Origin of the sequence: Mesotoga sp. BH458_6_3_2_1, assembly GCF_003664995.1 — a bacterium.
Taxonomy (GTDB): domain Bacteria; phylum Thermotogota; class Thermotogae; order Petrotogales; family Kosmotogaceae; genus Mesotoga.
Genome location: NZ_JFHL01000007.1, coordinates 72,186 through 91,382, shown reverse-complemented (window position 1 = coordinate 91,382; position 19,197 = coordinate 72,186). Strand labels below are relative to the sequence as shown.

The 19,197-nt window shown below is 46.1% G+C and carries 14 protein-coding genes; 10 read left to right on the top strand and 4 right to left on the bottom strand.

What is annotated here, in order from left to right; translation table 11 throughout:
- Positions 1-1,264: 1,264 nt before the first annotated feature.
- The 4 genes from Y697_RS05560 to Y697_RS05535 all read right to left on the bottom strand — a co-directional run bounded on the left by Y697_RS05560 (position 1,265) and on the right by Y697_RS05535 (position 8,588).
- Positions 1,265-3,418: a hypothetical protein gene (locus Y697_RS05560; protein WP_121550686.1), complete on the bottom strand. Its 2,154-nt coding sequence runs from the start codon at positions 3,416-3,418 to the stop codon at positions 1,265-1,267.
- A gap of 1,239 nt (positions 3,419-4,657) precedes the next feature.
- Positions 4,658-5,737, bottom strand: a complete 1,080-nt coding sequence (locus Y697_RS05545; RefSeq protein ID WP_121550683.1) for an ATP-binding protein — start codon at positions 5,735-5,737, stop codon at positions 4,658-4,660.
- Between the two features lie 1,040 nt (positions 5,738-6,777).
- On the bottom strand, positions 6,778-7,656 hold the full coding sequence (locus Y697_RS05540) for a DUF4435 domain-containing protein (RefSeq protein WP_121550682.1): 879 nt from the start codon (positions 7,654-7,656) through the stop codon (positions 6,778-6,780).
- The gene (locus tag Y697_RS05535; protein WP_121550681.1) at positions 7,653-8,588 is read right to left on the bottom strand and encodes an AAA family ATPase; all 936 of its coding nucleotides are present in this window, start codon (positions 8,586-8,588) and stop codon (positions 7,653-7,655) included. Before Y697_RS05535 ends, Y697_RS05540 begins: the two co-directional genes overlap by 4 nt.
- A 433-nt stretch (positions 8,589-9,021) precedes the next feature.
- Between Y697_RS05535 and Y697_RS05525 the strand changes: the two genes are divergently transcribed.
- The 10 genes from Y697_RS05525 to Y697_RS05475 all read left to right on the top strand — a co-directional run bounded on the left by Y697_RS05525 (position 9,022) and on the right by Y697_RS05475 (position 19,197).
- A complete protein-coding gene (locus Y697_RS05525; RefSeq protein WP_183083725.1) occupies positions 9,022-10,218 on the top strand; it encodes an AAA family ATPase in 1,197 nt (398 codons plus the stop codon).
- Positions 10,215-10,859, top strand: a complete 645-nt coding sequence (locus Y697_RS05520) for a DUF4276 family protein (protein WP_121550678.1) — start codon at positions 10,215-10,217, stop codon at positions 10,857-10,859. Before Y697_RS05525 ends, Y697_RS05520 begins: the two co-directional genes overlap by 4 nt.
- Before the next feature lie 1,103 nt (positions 10,860-11,962).
- Positions 11,963-13,126 carry a P-loop NTPase fold protein gene (locus tag Y697_RS05510; protein ID WP_121526529.1) on the top strand — a complete coding sequence of 388 codons (1,164 nt, stop codon included), beginning with the start codon at positions 11,963-11,965 and terminating at the stop codon, positions 13,124-13,126.
- A gap of 316 nt (positions 13,127-13,442) precedes the next feature.
- Positions 13,443-13,625 carry a hypothetical protein gene (locus Y697_RS14590; RefSeq protein ID WP_183083724.1) on the top strand — a complete coding sequence of 61 codons (183 nt, stop codon included), beginning with the start codon at positions 13,443-13,445 and terminating at the stop codon, positions 13,623-13,625.
- Between the two features lie 147 nt (positions 13,626-13,772).
- Positions 13,773-14,021, top strand: coding sequence for a hypothetical protein (locus tag Y697_RS05500; RefSeq protein ID WP_259462333.1), 249 nt, complete (start codon positions 13,773-13,775; stop codon positions 14,019-14,021).
- Between the two features lie 352 nt (positions 14,022-14,373).
- Positions 14,374-14,733 carry a four helix bundle protein gene (locus Y697_RS14825; RefSeq protein ID WP_220665726.1) on the top strand — a complete coding sequence of 120 codons (360 nt, stop codon included), beginning with the start codon at positions 14,374-14,376 and terminating at the stop codon, positions 14,731-14,733.
- A 690-nt stretch (positions 14,734-15,423) separates the two neighbouring features.
- Positions 15,424-16,710, top strand: a complete 1,287-nt coding sequence (locus tag Y697_RS05490; RefSeq protein ID WP_121550674.1) for a sugar transferase — start codon at positions 15,424-15,426, stop codon at positions 16,708-16,710.
- The gene (locus tag Y697_RS05485; RefSeq protein WP_183083723.1) at positions 16,710-17,525 is read left to right on the top strand and encodes a GDP-mannose 4,6-dehydratase; all 816 of its coding nucleotides are present in this window, start codon (positions 16,710-16,712) and stop codon (positions 17,523-17,525) included. Before Y697_RS05490 ends, Y697_RS05485 begins: the two co-directional genes overlap by 1 nt.
- Complete coding sequence (locus Y697_RS05480) at positions 17,525-18,229, top strand: sugar phosphate nucleotidyltransferase (protein WP_121550672.1); 705 nt, start codon at positions 17,525-17,527, stop codon at positions 18,227-18,229. The genes Y697_RS05485 and Y697_RS05480 overlap by 1 nt, the downstream gene beginning before the upstream one ends.
- Positions 18,226-19,197 (top strand): NAD-dependent 4,6-dehydratase LegB, encoded by a 972-nt coding sequence (locus Y697_RS05475; protein ID WP_121550671.1) that lies wholly within the window; start codon positions 18,226-18,228, stop codon positions 19,195-19,197. The genes Y697_RS05480 and Y697_RS05475 overlap by 4 nt, the downstream gene beginning before the upstream one ends.

Sequence of the window (19,197 nt, the reverse complement as noted above, 5' to 3'; positions counted from 1 at the left end):
ACTTTTCGGGAACTTAGGATACAAGCCGAGCAGAAGACTTTCGGGTCTCTTAGCTCCGAGAACTTTCCCTTGTTCAATATTCCCTCAAGATCTATCGCTCTCTCTTCCCCGTTGCTGAACTCAAGTATTAACTGATATGGTTTACAGCTCTTTATCGACTTTACTCCAATACTCATGTCAATACCTCCATTATCTTAGGGGCTCTATCTTGAAAGGAAGTTCACCGTTTGTTACAAGCTTCCAGATTTGAAGATTCTCAATGTCCATCATCTATCCTCCTTATAATAAGCTGAGGATGATATAGCATCTGTAGTCTTAGGTCTTCAAGAGGCTTATTTGCATTCTGTAATTGATGATTCTTCATCCCCGCGAAGCGGGCATTGCGACCTGGCGTGGTCTTCGCCAGCCCTGCGTCCACTGATGTTCCTCAGTGCATTGCGTCCCGGCACGATCTCTGCCGGCAAAGCGTCTAATGTTTTATAAGGGCATCACTTCTTGATTGATCGCCGATGCTTTTCGGCGCCTTGCGTCTAGCAATTCTTGTCTGAGGACGGAGAACCGATGACGGTTGACCTGAGATGCTTCTTGCTCAGCAGCATCGCTTCTTAATTGATCGCCGATGCTTTTCGGCGCCTTGCGACTTTTGCTATGGTCTGTCCCGTTTTACGCGTGCTTCGTAAAACCCAAAAGACCAGATCCTGACCAAGAGCATTGTCAGGATGACGTGAAGGGCAGTCATACGGTGAGCCTGTGCGATTTCATCCCTTTAGCCTGCAGCGAAATCCACTCACGGGCGAACAGCCGTTCGCCCCTACAAAAAGAATCGCATAATCGTCTGAACTTGTCATCCCGTAGGATTTCGAATAGGGGACTGGCGGGCTCCTGACGTCTGTCCCATTTTTCGCGTCTCTTCCAAGGACGGCTCTTCTCGCTTTTGTCGGAGCAGTCCAGAATTTGACGGACTTGTCGGCCAGGTCGGAGTGATAAAATCTCTGTGAAGGGACTGTCTTCCAGTAATCCTCCTATACGGGATCTCGCTCTTCAAAACCCGGTTCTGATGACCCGCTCCTAGTAACCCGAATTTCATAACCCGTTCCTAGACGTGGCTCTTTCCCCGCGAAGCGGGCCTTGCGTCCTGGCATGATCTTGGCCAGCCCTGCGTCCACTGATGCTTCTCAGTGCATTGCGTCCCGGCACGATCTTTGCCGGCCTTGCGTCTAGTGTTTTATAAGGGCCTCACTTCCGCCTGAGTGTCTATCAGGAGCTAGCTCACTTCATCAAAGACCCTCTGGACTTTCTTGAGCCAGTCCTTGCCGCCCTTGAGCTTGAACCAGTCTTCTCTGAACTCTTCTGCTAAGAGCTTAGCGTCGATCTTCTTCTGGTACGTGACATCGCCATCGTCAGCCCTGTCGAAATCCTCTTCATCCGGTTCGTCATTTTCGAGAAGATACTGAATGAAATCTGGCAGCTCCTGAAGAATACCGATCATTATTCCTTCCGCCGCGTCTAATTCTTTGTCGGAGTAATTCATGAGGGCCTTTACGACTATCGCTTTGGGATCGTCTTCCTCGTCTATCGCTTCGAGCATTATTCTCAGGTTCTCGAAGTCTTTAGTCCTCCAGCGAACGATTGTCATACTGGTGAAAAGGTTATCGAGATCTTCGGGATTTACATATGGATCGATCGCCTCTATAACCCTTGATGCCTTCCTGTAGTTCTTGTCGTCGATCAGCTTTTCGACATACTTCTCTATAAGGTTCAAATACTCCCTGTTGGAAGGACTCTCCTCTTTACTCATTAAGTAAGCCTCATCCTCTCGGTCGGCAACGTCATCGATGAAATCCACGGCCATTTCTCCCGAGAAGAGAAGATGCTGCATAACTGCATCCATATTTTGTGTGGGCATATATAGAAGAGTATTCATGAATTCGAAATTGAAGATGTACCTGTCGCAATACGCCGCAATCGCCTCGATTGCATCATCAAGATCGTTGTTTCGCATCACCGCGTTTATCAGCGTGTACATTGGCGCTCGAGAATACTCCACTTCCTCCGAGTCGTCGGCTGAAGCGAAGAAAGGCTCCGCAATCTCTTCCAGCTCTTCGAAAACGTCTTCTAGATCGCCCATATGATCGTAGTCGGTTATCATCTCCTGATAGGCCAATTCAAGATCGTCAAGAAAGTCTCTAGCAAGTCCTAAAAGAAAGTCATAATCTGATTCTTCAACCTTGCCATCACGCATTATCTCAGTTGCGAAGGAATTGTCTTCCAGTTCGTACTTACTTGAAAGCAGAAAGCCTGCCGTCACCAGTCCGAAGGAATACCTGAAAGCCTTCAAATACTCAATAAAACTCTCGACGTTTTCTTTCGTCTCCTCCTTATCTATAAGCGCACTTGCAACAGCCAACAGCGCTGCGTCTGCAAACTCTGCGTTTAGCATCTCCATAAGAGACGTCAATCTATCGAAAAGCTTCGGAAAATCATATTGCAAGACTATCTGGTAAAGAGAGCCGTTTATTGTCAACTCGTCCCCGCCGTTCAAAACAAAAGCTAGAATCGAATTGTCAAGCGAATCAAAGACTCGAAAGACGATTTCTCTTGCCCGTTCCCTCTCTTCGGCAATGTCGCTTCTGGTCATGGCAACAGGAGCATACAACAAGTTCACGACTGAATACTGAGTAATGCTCTCAATCAGCTCCGCGATTTCCTCCGCTCCTACATTCTTGTTCATAATCAGCGAAAGCATTGGAAGCTGTGAAGAAGTATCGCTTTCGGCTTCAGGAACCTGAAAACCCACGAGCGACCGAACAGCCTCGCTCATCGGATAAGAGGCTTCAGCTGAAACCATGATCTTCTTTAGCTTCTCGGCAGTTTCACCTTTAAGCCCCTGCTTATCTACATTCTCGGAAAGAAAAGAGGCCAGTTCATTTCCCCAAAGGATCAGAGGGATATAGTAGCTGTCTTTGCTGTAATACCAGAAAAGACTAAGGTTTTCCCTAAGACTTGATTTCGACCTCTGCTTATCCTTATCCTCGAAAAGAGGAAAGAATCTCTTATCGTAGTCTCCAGCTTTTCCATAAAACTTGTCAACACTTGGCAACGACTCGTCTGCGCTCTTCAAAACCGAAAGAAGATTATCCTCAAGAATCCTCGCTATCTCCTCTCTCTTTTGGAGAGAAATTGAGTCGTCGTGGAGCATAAGTCCGGCAAGATAACCTCTGAAGAAGCCGTCACCCATAATCTCTTCAACAGACTCTTCTAATATAAACCCACTCTTCAAAGCCTCGGCCAACTTCACGGCCGTACTTCTGTCTAAAAAGGACTCTAGCTCGGCGAGCGGTTCGTAAACAGTGTAAGAATTCCAGTTCATCTCAAGCGCCTCAGCCAAAAGCGTCAGCTTCACAGTCTCTCTATCCATACATCACCTCAAGAATCCCTAATAAGAACAATCTTATCATCCATTAATGAGAAGGGGCACAATTGACTGTTAAAGAACAGCTAGGCTCGTTCACAGATAAGACACCGCGAGAAAGAGCACTGTCGAGACGTTCGCTACGCTCACGAGAAGGCGTCTCTCTTCTCTCTCTTCTCTCTCTTCCTCTCTCCTCTTCTCGCTTTTCGCATGTCTGTCCCACTTTTCACGAAGGACTGTTGACGGTTAACAAATAACCGCTCTTAATTCTCTTGATCTTAAATCCCCGCTTGAGCGGGGGGGACCGCTTGCGGTGGGGTGTGTGTTCTCTTGAAAGCCGTTGTACGTTATGTCCCGTTTTTCTCGTGCATGCTTCGTAAAACCCAAAAGACCAGATCCTGACCAGAAGCATTGTCAGGATGACGGGCAGGGCTGTCATCCTCCAATTTCACGTTACTGTCATCCCATAGCGTCTGTCTCGATATCGACTCAGTTTGTCATCCCGTGATGCTTCTGCACGGGATCTTATCTCTAGGAGCCGCTGTAGACTTAGAATCAAGTACCTGCTGATCGCTGTAACCGAAAATAGTGACTGACGGGATCTTAGCGTCTGTCCCATTTTTCGCGAGAAACAGGGATCCTGACCAGGAGCATTGTCAGGATGACGTGAAGAGGAGTCATCCCGTAGAGCCTGCCCTGAAATCCAATCACGGGCGAACAGCCGTTCGCCCCTACAATAGAATCGCATAATCGTCTGCCATTGTCATCCCGTAGTGATCCTGTGGCGATCTCTCCCCTAGGAGACGCTTTTCGCTGCAAGCTGAACACCGTAAGCGAAAATAGGGACTGACGGGCTCCTAGCGTCTGTCCCATTTTTCGCGTCTCTTCCAAGGACAGCTCTTCTCGCTTTTGTCGGAGCAGTCCAGAATTTGACGGACTTGTCGGCCAGGTCGGAGTGATAAAATCTCTGTGCAGGCACTGTCTTCCAGTAATCCTCTTATACGGGATCTCGATCCTCAAGACTCTAGAATTGGGTTTAGTTCTCGTTCTTTTCGGCGAACGGAGAACCATAGACGGTTGACCTGACAGGCTTCCTGCGCAGCAGCATCACTTCTGAAAAGTATCTTCGCCGCATTGGGTCTTTCAATTGATTTTTCAAAAAAAGATCACCGATCTTGTACCAGGGATGCCGGACCGGTCTTCTTGCAAAGAATGGAGTCCCAATCTTCTTCGCGAATGTTTCTCTTAGAACCCGCCATTCTTTATTAACTCTGCAAGCACGCAATCAACGATCGAATATCTCCCATGCTCTTTATTTATCCAGCTGGATCTCTCAAGTATTCGTAGAGCATCTGCAACTCTCGATTTAGAAGCGGCATCACCGCTGGCTTGAAAGGACCGTAGTATTGCAGTGAAGGTCGTGGCACCGGATGCAATAAACTCTAGCACCTTTCTGTATCTTGGACTCCGCTTCTCAAGCTCTTTGAGCTCACTGATAAAAAGCATCTTGGCTGTTGCGAAGGTTTCAGATAGAGCCTCATCGTGGCTTCTTCTGAGTCGATTAAGACCGTACTGGACAAGATGTCCCACTATCCCGTCAAGAAGGTTCTGCGCTGCAGTTATTTCTTCAGCTGGAATTTGCATGTCGCTCTCTGCGAATGCGGCTTTCAAAAACTCTATAGAAATGTCTTTTGAGAAAGGCTTGAGAACTATTTCGTACATATATCTCCCGTGCAACGGACTTTCATAATCGTTCGTTCCAATGAAATCGTGAATTAGACCAACTTCCGAACCAGTAAGCAGAAACCTAATGTTTTGGAGATTATCGAAAGCCCAGGCAATTAGATTCTGTATGCTCTTGCCGCCTTTGCCCCCATAATACCGAAAGTACTGAGCCTCATCAAAGGCAATAATAAACGGCTTTGGATGATCGTTCAGCTTCTCTAGAATCGAGCTAAGAGTTATATCATTCCAGTCGAAGGTTACAGAGTTGCCCATAAATGAAACTCCCTTCACCTTGCTCAACAGAGCCTTTATTCTCTCTTTCTTGAGTTTCTTCTCGAGCTCTCCCTGTATAGCATATGAAAGATCCGCCCTGCCCATTGAACCGGAAGAATCCGAGTAGATTCTTCTGACGTCTATCATTATTGAATCTTGCTCCGTTTCTGCAATGGCAACTCGCATTAAGGAAGACTTTCCAACTCTCCTTATACCTGTGATCAGTGTGATCGGATTGTCTCTCAATGATGACAGGAGCTCTTTGAGTTCTTCGCCTCTCGAGAAAAGATCGGCTTCCTTGCTCTTTGGTTTTGGATCGAGCAACATAGTATTGCACCTCCAGTTCTGACCTCAGAACCAGTTCTGATATCAGAACAATTTTAGCATACGCTTTAGGAAAAGGCGAGAAACCTTCAAGAGCCCTAGTGAGTTGACTGTTGCGCGTAGTAAGTTTTGGGTAGGAGCTAACAAATGCATTCGAAGTTGATTGTGAAGAGTTAAAAAGAGCGACTGACAAGTCCTCAGATTAATATACCCACAAAGAGCCGCCTTTCGCTGGTCGCTGGGAAGACAACCTTGTCCGTCCTCCGAATTAGCCCATAGATTCCTCATCTGAATAACTAAACGAAAAAGAGAACTGACCGGCTCCTATGGTCTATTCCACCTTTCGCGAAGGACCGTGATCCTGACCAGGAGCATTGTCAGGATGACGTGAAGGGATGTAATCACTTAAGCTTATTCTGATGAGCGCCTCTTTGGTCATCCCTTTAGCCTGCACCGAAATCTACTCACGGGCGAACAGCCGTTCGCCCCTACAAAAGAATCTCATAATCGTCTGACATTGTCATCCCGTAGTGCTCCTATACGGGATCTTGCACTTTGAAACCGCGGAGCGCTGTAAGCGAAAATAGGGACTGACAAGTCTTCTAATGTCCCGCTTTTCGCAAAGAATAGATCCCGAAACAAGTTCGGGATGACAATGAGAGGGACTTCCAAAAAGTCATGATTGGTATGACAGCGTTTGCTGATTCTGAAAGCGTAATAATTCATCATGAACTCGTTTCAGCATCCTGTTCTTTCCTCACTTACTTTGCAAATTCAAGGATTCATCATCGTAGATGCCTTCAAAGAATAGATCCCGAAACAAGTTCGGGATGACAGTGTGTGGGACCTCCTGAAGGCACTACCTGGATAACTGAGTCAGCATTATTACCTGAAGATACAAAGACGGTGAAATGCTTTTCTTCTCGACACCCCATACCCTGTAATCGATACCCTGCTATTCGCGTCATGCTGAACTCGTTTCAGCATCTAGGTCTTGAGAGCTTCTCCCCGCTTGTTCTACTCTTATGACTTGCAACTTGCTTCTACAATTGCTCTTCTTGGATCGTTGATGGTGAATCAGCAAGAGCTTCCTGCAAAATGAGCCGCTTGAGCGCGAGAAGCTTTTTCGGGGCAGAAGATTGCTCATACTGATAATCTCCAATTTTCTTGGCCAAGTCGAGATCCATTTCTTCAGGGGATGCGTACTTACCATTGACAAGATATCCCCTGAGCATTCTGAAGATCTCCTTTCCTGAGAACTCAGCCTTCCAAGTACCGCTCTCCAGATAACCTTTGGTCAATTCAATGCTGTTATCGATCAGCTCTCGGATCTTCTCTCTGTCTATGAGAGTGTGAACTCTGCTCTCGATTTCCCTGAACCATTTCTGATTCTCAATAAACTCAAGAACCGCCCTTCTAGATCTTATGTCAAGCCCCGGAAACGACGGGAAGTCAGCTACCAAATGGCCTCTAATTGTTGATATCGTCCTGCAGCAAGAGAACCACCAGAGAAGTTGTTTGGCAAATCTGAGCGCTCTTTTGCAAATTACATCTGTGTTTCTCTTGTGAGAGAAGTCATTTGACACATGATTCAAAGCGTTCCAATCAAGGAGATAGTTCTCTATTTCAAAAACTGGTAAGATAAATACTGCTTCATTAGACAATACTTGGGTCCACCTATCACAATTGCTCGTTCCAAAATCACGATCGATAACGCCAAATACATTTCTAAAGCCTGCAGTCCTAAGATCATGAGTAACAGCTCTAACAGATTCTCTTCCATAAGCAACAAGGATATTGAAGTACTTGTCATCTGGTTGCCAGATCCGTATCAAATATTCCTTCGTTAGAACGTCCTCGACAAGAAGAATAACAGGTGCGGTCAACAACAATGACTCGAGTTCAGTTGAAACAGTTCTCACTTCAAATAATCCTTCCCTTTCAGTTTAATTCTTGGATCGTCCGGTGGTAACAATGTGAAGCGCTGATAGCTCAACACCGAATCAAGAACCTCTTTGGAATGAGTGGCACAAATAATCTGGGTATTTGGCAAAAGTTTTCTCAACACCCTTAACACCACTCGATGCCAGGTCGAATGAAGATGTAATTCCGGCTCATCAATGAACAGAAACTGCGGATTCGTTTTTCGTGTCGCAAACCACCCTATCATAGTCAATACTTCGATCTCACCTGAACTGAGAGCGTCAACAGGAATCAGCTGGCTGGTAGGGATATCCCTTATGAATAGATCGAAGCCTTCATCTATCGATTCGCTGATTGGCCTTACTTCGAAACAGTTGTTGCTTCCCGGATAGAATTGCCTCCAACTGTCATTTATCAGTTTAAAGACCTCGGGTTCAATCTCCAGAAAGATTTGCTGAGATTCAAAAGCCCTTCTAGCTCTCAAGTTTATAAGATGCTGCTTAATTAACCAGAGGCGATTCTGCTCAGTTTCTTTTGGACGTTTTCCCTTCTTTCCCGCAGTGATTGGAAGACTGCCGATCAACTTGGGCTCACGCCACGAAGAAAAATACTCAACACCAATACCCTGAAGAGCGCGAGATATCTGTTTTTCTCTTGTCTTTGAAGAAGCGACAATCTCTTCACCTGAGTTCATCTGCAGACAAATCTCGAAATTCGTTGCTCCTGATCTGACATCATTATCGGGTCTATCCCCAATTAGATCGTTTCTCCCCAGAGAGATAAGGCAGGCTTCTAAAACACTCGTTTTTCCAGAGCCATTAGGGCCAGCAAAAACAGCTAAATCAAGAACATTTCCAGATGGATGAACGAGATCAACCTCAAGTTCTTCAATCCCTCGGAAATCTCTTATATAGATTTTCTTTATCTTCATCTAAACCGCCTCACGCTATCAGCCATCACATAAATTATATAACAAATGCTACGTGAGCTAGAAAGCTAGTAGCTTTTACTGATCATCGTCAACATCAATCGAGAAAGAACATTTCTTGAGACACTCGCTACGCTCTCGAGAAGGTGAGAGAAAAGCCAGTCACCTTCGGTAGTCAGTCAACCTTCGCCTGCGTCAGCAGACTGGCACTGAAGGTCTTTCCCCGCGAAGCGGGCCTTGCGTCCTGGCATGATCTTCGCCAGCCCTGCGTCCCGGGATGAACTTCCCGGCCTTGCGTCCACTGATGGTTCTCAGTGCATTGCGTCCCGGCACGATCTTTGCCGGCCTTGCGTCCGCCGATGCTCTTCGGCACACCTAATCCCCCTTCTTTTATGTATAATTTAGATGAAAGGGAACTCATAGTGTGGTGATGTATATGGCACAGATTGACTTTGACAAGTTCAGACTGAAAGAAATAAGAATAGCTGGATATAGACCATTTAGAGATTTCCGAGTGGGACTTTCCAATCTGGAGGTATTGATCGGCGCAAATGCGTCCGGAAAATCAAGTCTAATGGAATTATTGCGCTTTCTGCGAAATAGTGCATACCAAGAGATACCCTCAGAAATCATCGAGGGATCTTCGGGAATGAGGATCTTTCACATTCCAGGTGAAGACCGCATCGAATGGGCAGCGTCGATCGATGCAGGTTTGAGTGCCGATGTGATTTATTCCGGCAGCATACTTGGCCCCATGGGTTCAATACGAGTCGACCACGAAAGGGTCGAAACTTGTAGGCCGCTATCTACAAAGTACGATCAGCCTTTCCTATACATGGAGTTGAGAAATGGTGAAGGAATAATTTACGAACCTAGCCTCAAGAAACTCCAAGAGCAGAAGATTAAGCTTCTGAAAGCAAATCAGCTGGCGATAAGCACTATGTATAATCCTGGACTCTTTATGCTATATAATCTACGTGAGTACATTCAAAGATGGAGGTTCTACAACTCCTTCAGAATGAGCAACGAACTACTAAGGCGTCCATCCATTATTGAACAGGAACCGACACTTCATGAGGACGCTGGCAACTTGAGTGCTGTACTTCTCTATCTACAAACAGAGTACCCAGAAATCTTTGAAAGACTGAAGTTTCATCTTGGGCTGATGCTGCCTAGTTTCAGAAACATCACTGTTAAGGCTAGAGGAGCACCCGGGCAAGTTATGGCGTTTTGGTCAGAGGACTCCGTTAAAGAAGAACTGACATTGGCCGATCTTTCTGATGGAACTCTGAGGATACTATGTTGGACCCTCATATGTCTTCACCCATTCCCGCCAACTCTTGTCTTTGTTGATGAACCTGATCAAGGAATTCATCCTCGAGTGTATCCGGTTTTGGCTGAACTATTCAAAAAGCTTAGTGACAAGACTCAGGTTTTGCTCACTACTCACTCCTCATATTTCCTTTCCATGTTCGATATTGAGAATATTCTTGTTCTGAAGAAGGAAGATGGCGACATTAAGTCATTCAAGCCGTCAACTTCACAAGCCCTTATCGACAATCTCAAAGAATTCGGAGATCAGGAGCTAGAGATAATGCACCGATCTGGGGAGTTTGAGATGATAGGAAAATGAACCAATTGATAGTCTATGTCGAAGGAGAGTCAGATAAACTCGCTCTGACGACACTATTGAAGCCCTTAATTGATAAGAAGAACTCAGAAGGTATCGCTATAGAATTCGCAAGTGTTGGCCAGTCAGGCAACATGTCGAACAACAAGAGGGCGCTTTTGGTCAAGTATCCGAAAAAAGCATATTGGATCCTGAAGAACAACTGGGAAAGCGCGGTAGTTTTGTTGCCTGACCTCTATCCATACAACGTTGGGGTTCCTCATACGAATTACTCGCAATTGCGCGGATCCGTTCTGAATTCATTTGGATCTTTGCTATCCGTTCATGAAGAAGATTTTAAGAGCAGGTTCGAAGTGTTCTGCTTCAAACATGATCTTGAGGTCTTGTTACTTGCTGCTTTTGAACAACTTCAAGAACACCTTGGAATAAGCATCCACAAGACATGGAAGAGACAAGTGGAAGAACAGGATGACAACAATCCTCCCAAAAAGATCATCCAGAGTCTCTTTCGAAGAGCGAAAAAGCGATATGGAGTAACAACTGCTGCCGAAATACTCAGAAATGAATCATTGGAAAACATTCGCTCGAAATGCCCTCAGAGCTTTGCTCCATTCTTAGAATACATAGAGAAGCTAGAACCCTGAATCGATAGGCATCATTACAAGAACGAATGGTCTCGCCTATAACTATTGTTTAATCGGCAATTTGACATTTTAGCAGCCTGTTTCGTCAGAATGACCCGAAACAAGAAAGGCTATCATCCCATATACCTGCCCTGATGTGCCTGCCGGTTACTACTGAATCTCTTGAATTGTCAACCGCAAAGCCGTTTCGGGCGAACAGCCGTTCGCCCCTACAACAAAATCGCATAATCGTCTGACATTGTCATCCCGTGATGCTTTTGCACGGGATCTACAATCAAAGGACCGCTGTGCGCTTAAGAACGAAAACCCGCTGAGCGCTGTTCAAAACAACGTTGTCCGTCAACGGTCCCCCGTCCTCGAGAAGAGCCAGCCGAAAGTGCTCTTTCAAGCCTGCAACGATCAGCGTTTCTTCTCCAAGCGGCTCTTTCCCCGCGAAGCGGGCCTTGCGTCCTGGCATGATCTTTGCCAGCCCTGCGTCCCGGGATGAACCTACCGGCCTTGCGTCCGCCGATGATCTTCGGCGCATTGCGACTTCTGCTATGGTCTGTCCCACTTTTCGCGCGAAGGACTGTTGACGGTTAACGAATAACCGCTCCTAATTCTCTTGATCTTAAATCCCCGCTTGAGCGGGGGGGACCGCTTGCGGTGGGGTGTGTGTTCTCTTGAAAGCCGTTGTACGTTATGTCCCATTTTTCGCGAGAGACCTCGATCCTAACCAGGAGCATTGTCAGGATGACGTGAAGGGCAGTCATACAGTGAGCCTATGCGATTTCATCCCTTTAGCCTGCACTGAAATCCAATCACGGGCGAACAGCCGTTCGCCCCTACAAAAAGAATCACATAATCGTCTGACAATGTCATCCCGTAATTGTCCTGTACGGGATCTCATCTCACGCGTAGCGGAACTTGCCTTTGCGAAGCAAAGACTGGCCAGGCGCAGCCTCACTGGCCTGCGTCATCAGACTGGCTCCCAAACGCTCCTATTGTCCCATTTTTCGCGTCTCTTTCCAGAACGGCTCTTCTCGCTTTTGTCGGAGCAGTCCAGAATTTGACGGACTTGTCGGCCAGGTCGGAGTGATATAATCGCTTTGGAGGTGTTGTTCTTGGACATAGGGAAGATAGTACGGGCACTGGTAGATAGGCCTCTTCAACGTGAAGAAAATCACAGTCTTATCAACCGTCGTAAAGAGATTCGATCTCTCGAGCTTCTCATAAAATATCAGCCTTTCGGCATATTTGGCATTTCTGGAGAAACTGGAATAGGAAAGACTACCGTGCTGAACGTTCTTGATTCCGGAAATATAAAGAAGCTGAGTGTTTCGTTGATCCACAGGGACAATCGGGAAACGATTCTTTACGACCTGCTTTTTAGCCTGTCCAACGTGCTCAAAAAGGACTCTTCCGGCAAAGTGAGCGCTACCGCGAAAGGAACGGAAGAATGGATCGTCGAGCAAGTCTCGATTATAAAGGGCGCATCGTTGGGAGTCTCTCTCTTCGGAAGCGGCGGAGTCAGCATTGAGAAGCAGAAAATGCCGAGATTCAACGTTTTTGCCGCTCATGAAAAACTGCGAACTCTACTCGAGACACTGGTCATGAACTACGGCAAGGTTCTACTGGTAATAGATGAACTTGATAAAGAAAGCAAGCAGGATGTCATTAGTGTTCTCGATTCTTTGAAGCTTGAACTACAACAGGACAAATTGATGGTATTGTTTTCGTTGCCCTACGGTATTTACAGGGACTACAGACAGGACAGGATGAAATGGAACGAATCGGGCAATCTTGAGAACGTGATAAAGGATGTAGTATTCCTGAGTGAGCTGACGGATTCGGATATAAAGGAGCTGCTTCTTAAGCGTCTTGGCAACCTCACTTCATGGTTCAGACCGGAATCACTGGAACCGATCGTTAGCTTCGCTGACGGTAATCCGCGGGATGCACTCTGGATAGCTCAGAAAGTGGTTTTCGATAATGCAGGTGCGAAGTTCATATCTGTAAGCGACGCAAACGAATCGGTAAAGAAGATAGTAAGAGAATACATGGGAGATCTGGCACTCACAGAAATTCAGAGAAGAACACTGAAAGTGGCATCGGACTTCTCTGGAAATAAAGAAGAACTACTCGATCTATTGAAAAGCAATGCAATCAAAAGAACGACCTCCTATTCCACAATCGAAAGACTTACTGCATTAGGGTTGCTGATTGAAAGAAACGGAACATACAGAATATCTGGAAAAGCAAAAGTCTTTTTGAACATCTCCCAGTGAAAACTGTCGGAGCAGTCCAGAATTTGACGGACTTGTCGGCCAGGTCGGAGTGATAAAACCTCTGTGCAGGCACTGTCTTCCAGTAATCCTCTTATACGGGATCTCGTTCCTTGAGACTCTAGAAGGAGCTTTTAGTTCTTATCGGAGGACGGTGGACCCTTGACGGTCACCGTGCTTCTTCATCGCACAGCGTTTCTTATCCAAGCGGTTCTTTTTGCTCGGCGTAAACGGAACTAGCCGCACGAAGTGCGACTGGCCACCGAAGGTGACTGGCCTGCGTCAGCAGACTGGCTTCCCAAAAGTTCTATCTTCTCTCGTGAGAGCAGCGAACCTCTCCACAACGCTCTTTCTCAATGGTCTTTGTTTGCCCGACGAAGCGGAACTGGCCTTTGCGGAGCAAAGACTGGCCAGGCGAGGCCTGACTGGCCTGCGTCAGCAGACTGGCATTGAAGATCTTTCAAATGTAATATGCTTTTATCGGAAGACTGTGGACCGTTGACGGTTGACCTGAGAGGTTTTTCGATGAGATATGTAACGCTTCTAATATCACTTTTGTTTCGCGACCAACATTTGCTATAATTCATTTCATTAGGTAAGAAAACGTTTGATCACTTGTTCTTGTAAGCAATCGTGGGGTGAAAGGGTTATGAAATTGATTCCAGCAAGAAGATCGGAATTGAAGAACTTGAAACTTGCGCTTCTAGTTCTTACATTAGGCATGTTAGTAGCATCCGTTTACGCAAGTTACTGCGTGTTAACAAAAGGCGAAGTCCTTCAAGCCAATCCGCAATACTGGATAGTAGTGATCGGAGTATATGTTTTCACATTTCTCTCGGCAATTTACTACATTGTTCTTGAAACAATCTACAGAAGACGCCGGCACACCGACTGGTAAATAGAACCCGTTGCTGCTTGTTCGTTGTTGGTTCTTGGCGGCAGCACAAAACATTGCTTCTTCGGAGGACAGCAGACCCGTGAGGCTCAACATTGCTTTTTCAAGCGTTCAGCGTTGAGCGGATCTTTGTTGGCCAGGCGAAGTCGGAACTGGCCAGGCGAAGCCTGACTGGCTCCGAAAAGTTCTCTCTTCTCTCGTGAGCGCAGCGAACCTCTCGACAACGCTCTTTCTCAACGGTCTTTGTTTGCCCGCGTAGCGGAACTGGCCTTTGTGAAGCAAAGACTGGCCACCGAAGGTGACTGGCCTGCGCAAGCAGACTGGCCATAACTAAACATAGAAAGGAGCGACGTTCTTGACCCTTAACCATCTGGAAGTCTGGAGAAAATCTGTTGAACTTGCGAAAAAGATATACCTTGTGACCAAGGATTTTCCTCAAAGCGAAATCTACGGACTAACTAATCAAATGAGAAGAGCCGCAGTGTCAATACCGTCAAATATCGCAGAAGGTAGGGGAAGATCCACCGCAAAGGATTTCGTTCATTTTCTTCATTTGGCACAGGGTTCACTATACGAACTTTCAACACAAGTGTTAATAGCAAACGAAGTTGGCCTTCTTAGCAACGAACACTTTGAAGATGTGAGTGAGGAAATTAGGAGTATTGAGTCAATGATCCGCGGTCTAATCTTCCGAATCCGAAATGAGAAGAAATGAGTTACATTGACTGCCTCGGGTGAGATGACTATGAAACTTAGGTTCTGATTGAGAGCTTTCGATCCTATGATCTTGCCCGCGAAGCGGAACTGGCCTCTGCCTTTGGCAGAGACTGGCTCCCAAGAGTTCTCTCTTCTCTCGTGAGCGCAGCGAACCTCTCCGCAATGCTCTTTCTCAAAGGTCTTTGTTTGCCCGCGTAGCGGAACTGGCCTTTGCGAAGCAAAGACTGGCCACACGCAGTGTGACTGGCCTCTGCCTCTGGCAGAGACTGGCTTCTTCCACTCTGTTTTCTCAGCTTGCCGATGACGCAATTATTTGTGAGCATAACTCACATTTCGCCTGAAAGCTTGTCTATTGTTCTTTTAGTTTTTTGCCGAACCCCCTACCCCTTACCCCGCACGCCGGTTCTGAGAGAATTTTACAATCATATTGTCGACAAAATCTTGACTTAAACACGGATAGATTCTATAATCGATCGTACAGTACGATAAACAAGCATAATTGTGGCTGGTTGAAAATAGAATAATTTGAACTATTGATTGAGTAATGTTAACATAAGTAAGAAGAAACGAAAGACTTCCGAACTACCAATTAAGGCTGTGTAAGCAGAGATCCCAAATCTACTTTTATTCAGTTCTGTGTCTATTTAAGTCGTTAGATTGATTATTTTGATCAAGGAGGGGAGAAGGTATGATAAGAAAAATAGCGAATTTGAAGTACCTTATCGCTACCTTCCTCTTCGTGACCCTCTTCTTTATTCAATCACTGACTCTAGTATGGACTCCAGGATACGCCTTTCAAGCTCTCATACTCAATATAGCAATAATGTTAGGTGTATATGCCTTCAGAGGCTTCGATAATTTAACGACCTACTCTCTAAACTCATGTATCGTCTCATATATCTCCGGGACCGTTCTAGGTGTTCTCTTTGCTCTAATCCCGATAGTCTTCTTCACCCCGCGCCTCCCGAGACTCACATTTTTCGTAACGGCTGCCGTTTCTGCATTAGTATTTCCCTTTGCCTCATGTATGCTTATGAGATACACGATAAGACATCTTCCCCCGAAAAGATATCTCGTCATTGGCAGAGAAGAAGAGCTCGGCCCAATACTTGAAGAAGTCAAAAAGGCCTCGATTGGAAAGATAGAAATCTACTCCTACATGAACCCATCAGCAGCGACTCTAACTGAGGCAATATCCTTCGAAGATGTCAAGCCTTTTGATGCAATACTTATAGGTGATCCGAAGTTGGCTAACACATTGGATGATATCCTCGAAGATGCAAGAACGAACGGCGTAGGTGTGGAATACCTGCCGTCTATCGTAGAGAAGACCCTCTTTAGAATTCCACTTTCTGTACTTGATGTATTCAAAGAGTACTACGAAGTGATGTTTTCGGAATCAAGGTACTCTAGAAGAGTTCGTGTAATCGATCTAATCCTGTCTTGTGCGCTCTTCATTCTGGCGCTTCCCTTTTCAGTGTTCTCTATTCTCCTGATTCTTTTCATGGATGGAAGACCAATCATCTACAAGCAGCGCAGAATTGCGATGGGTGGAAAGAGATTCAATGCCTACAAGTTTAGAACGATGGAAGAACACGTTGAGCAGAACGGAGCTCTTGTAACCGCACACATAACGAAGAGCGGACGAATACTACGAAAGACCCGACTAAACGAGATACCTCAGTTACTCAATGTCATCAAGGGAGATATAAGTCTAGTGGGTCCAAGACCCGACCTTCCAGTCTTTTATGATCAGTGGAGTAAAGAGATAAGGTTTTACAGAAGTCGTTTTCTCGTGCCCTCAGGCGTTACCGGGCATGCTCAAGTTCTTTACAAGTATGCAGATACAAAAGAAGAATACGAGAAGAGATTGGAATACGATCTTTATTATGTTAAGAACATGGACTTCAGGCTGTATCTCGCAACTATGCTCCGTACGGCAGAAGTCATGCTCTTTCGAAGGGGTGCGAAATAGTGAAGGAGATTCTAGTATCTAACGTAGAGAAATGGCTGACGCCTCATCTGGAAAGAGTATTTAATATCAAATACACAGAACAGCTGAAGCACTCGAATTACTCTTCATTTGATCCTGAGATCCCATACATTATAGGGTTTGAATACATAGGAGAATTCACAGATGTTGGAGCGCTTGGTGATGTCCTTCATCTGGCGGCACAATCTGGAAAGTTGAAGACCGTCATCTTCCTCTCTTCATACGGAGTATATGCGCCTAAGAAGAGCAGCTTCAAAGAGTCGGACATAGTCTGCCCCAAGAACTTCGTTGGAACAAGGGCCGCTATTCTAGAAGACATTCTTGTTTATCTGGCAAATCGTTACTCCCTTGATTTGACGATTCTCAGACTCTTCAATCCATATGGGCCTTACCAGCTTTCTCCATATGTTGTTCCGACAGTCCTCGAGAAGATCGCCTGCTCCGGTACGGTAAATATCGGTGACTCGGAGAAAGTCCGTGATTTCTTCTACATCTCCGATCTCATAGATTTGCTTACACTTCTAATTGATAAGAATCCTAAGGGAATAGATATCTGGAACGTAGGCTCGGGTATTCCTATCTCAATCAGCAGCCTAATTACTAAAGCCCAGGAAGTTACCGGAGGCGAATGCGACGTCCTCTTCGACGCCACTAAGCTCCGTGAAGAATACGACTACGACTACGCAGTAGCAGAAATTACCAAGATAAAGAAAGAACTCGGCTGGGAACCGAAGGTAAGTCTCGAAGAAGGACTTGCCCTCACATACCAGTGGATACTTGGCAGGAGTGGTAAGTAGTGTTCAAGTACGGCTTCATTATGGCTGGCGGACAGGGTAAGCGACTCAGGCCCCTAACGGCAGCTATTCCAAAGCCTCTCTTACCTGTGGGAGACAAGCCGATAATCCAGCTTATAATCGAACACATGAAAGACTTTGGAATAGTAGACATCTTTGTTTCAGTAAACTACAAGAAAGAGATAGTTAAGAGCTTTCTCCGCGATGGCTCGAGATACGGAGTAAACATCACATATATCGAAGAGCTGGAGCGGACCGGAACTGCAGGCTCTCTCGCTCTTCTCCCAGACGATTTCGATGACAAGATCATCGTCTCAAATGGCGACCTGATTTGCGATGTGGATTATTCGGTTATCAACGATCTCCTGAGGGAGTATGATCTAGTCCTTACAGGAATCGAAAGAAAGGTACCCGTTGACTTTGGCGTGCTAAAGATGAACGGATCCCCCGAGCTGATAGACTGGGAAGAAAAGCCAAAACTCAAATATATAATAAATGGTGGAATCTACGGCATCTCGCAAAAAGTGATAACCTATATAAGAGAGAACATACCAAAGCATCAGTATATAGATATGCCAGCTCTCTGGAGAATGATGAAAGACAACGGGATGAAACTAGCAGTTCACGTACACAACGGAAGCTGGCACGATGTAGGAAGAATGGAAGACTACATGGCACTGACAGGAAACGGAGAGGATACTAATTGAAGGCGCTCGTAACGGGAGCCGGAGGGTTCATAGGCTCTCATCTAACAGAGTATCTTGTTCAGAAAGGCTTCGAAGTCAAGGCCTTCGTTCGCTACAACTCAAGAAACAACTGGGGCTGGCTCGAAGAGACGCCCTACAAAGATAAAATAGAAGTCTACACTGGAGACATACGCGACTTCGATTCGGTCGAAGACGCGATGAGAGGTATCGATGTCGTGTTTCACCTGGCTGCCCTCATAGGAATTCCTTACTCTTACGTCTCGCCTCTGGCATATATAAGAACGAACGTAGAGGGGACTTACAACGTACTTCAGGCTGCAAGAGAGCTTAAAACACAGAAAGTGATCCATACATCTACGAGCGAGATATACGGCACAGCTCAGTACGTCCCGATAGATGAAAAACACCCCGTCAATCCGCAGTCTCCTTACGCGGCCACGAAATCTGGAGCCGACCAGCTGGCGTTGACCTTTCAACGCTCATTCGGACTGCCCGTCACTGTCATCCGACCTTTCAACACTTTCGGCCCGAGACAGTCGGCAAGAGCCGTGATCCCCACGATCATCTCTCAACTGTCGGCCGGACAGAAGAGCATAAAGCTGGGCAACCTTGAGGCTACGAGAGACATGAACTACGTCCTCAACACCTGCGAGGGTTTCTGCCAAGTGGGTCTTCACGAGAGCAGTACTGGAGAGGTGATAAACCTCGGCTCGAACAGAGAGATATCCATAAAGGACCTTGCGGAACTGATTGCGGACCTCATGAACAAAGAGCTCGAAATAGAGATAGACGACCAGAGAATAAGGCCTGAAAAAAGCGAGGTCGAAAGACTCCTATGCGACAGCTCAAAAGCACGAGAGCTGACCGGCTGGGAGCCCAGATACACCCTCGAGGAAGGCCTGAAAGAAACGATAGCCTGGCTCAAAAACCACATGGAGTACTATAAACCCGACATATATAATGTGTAG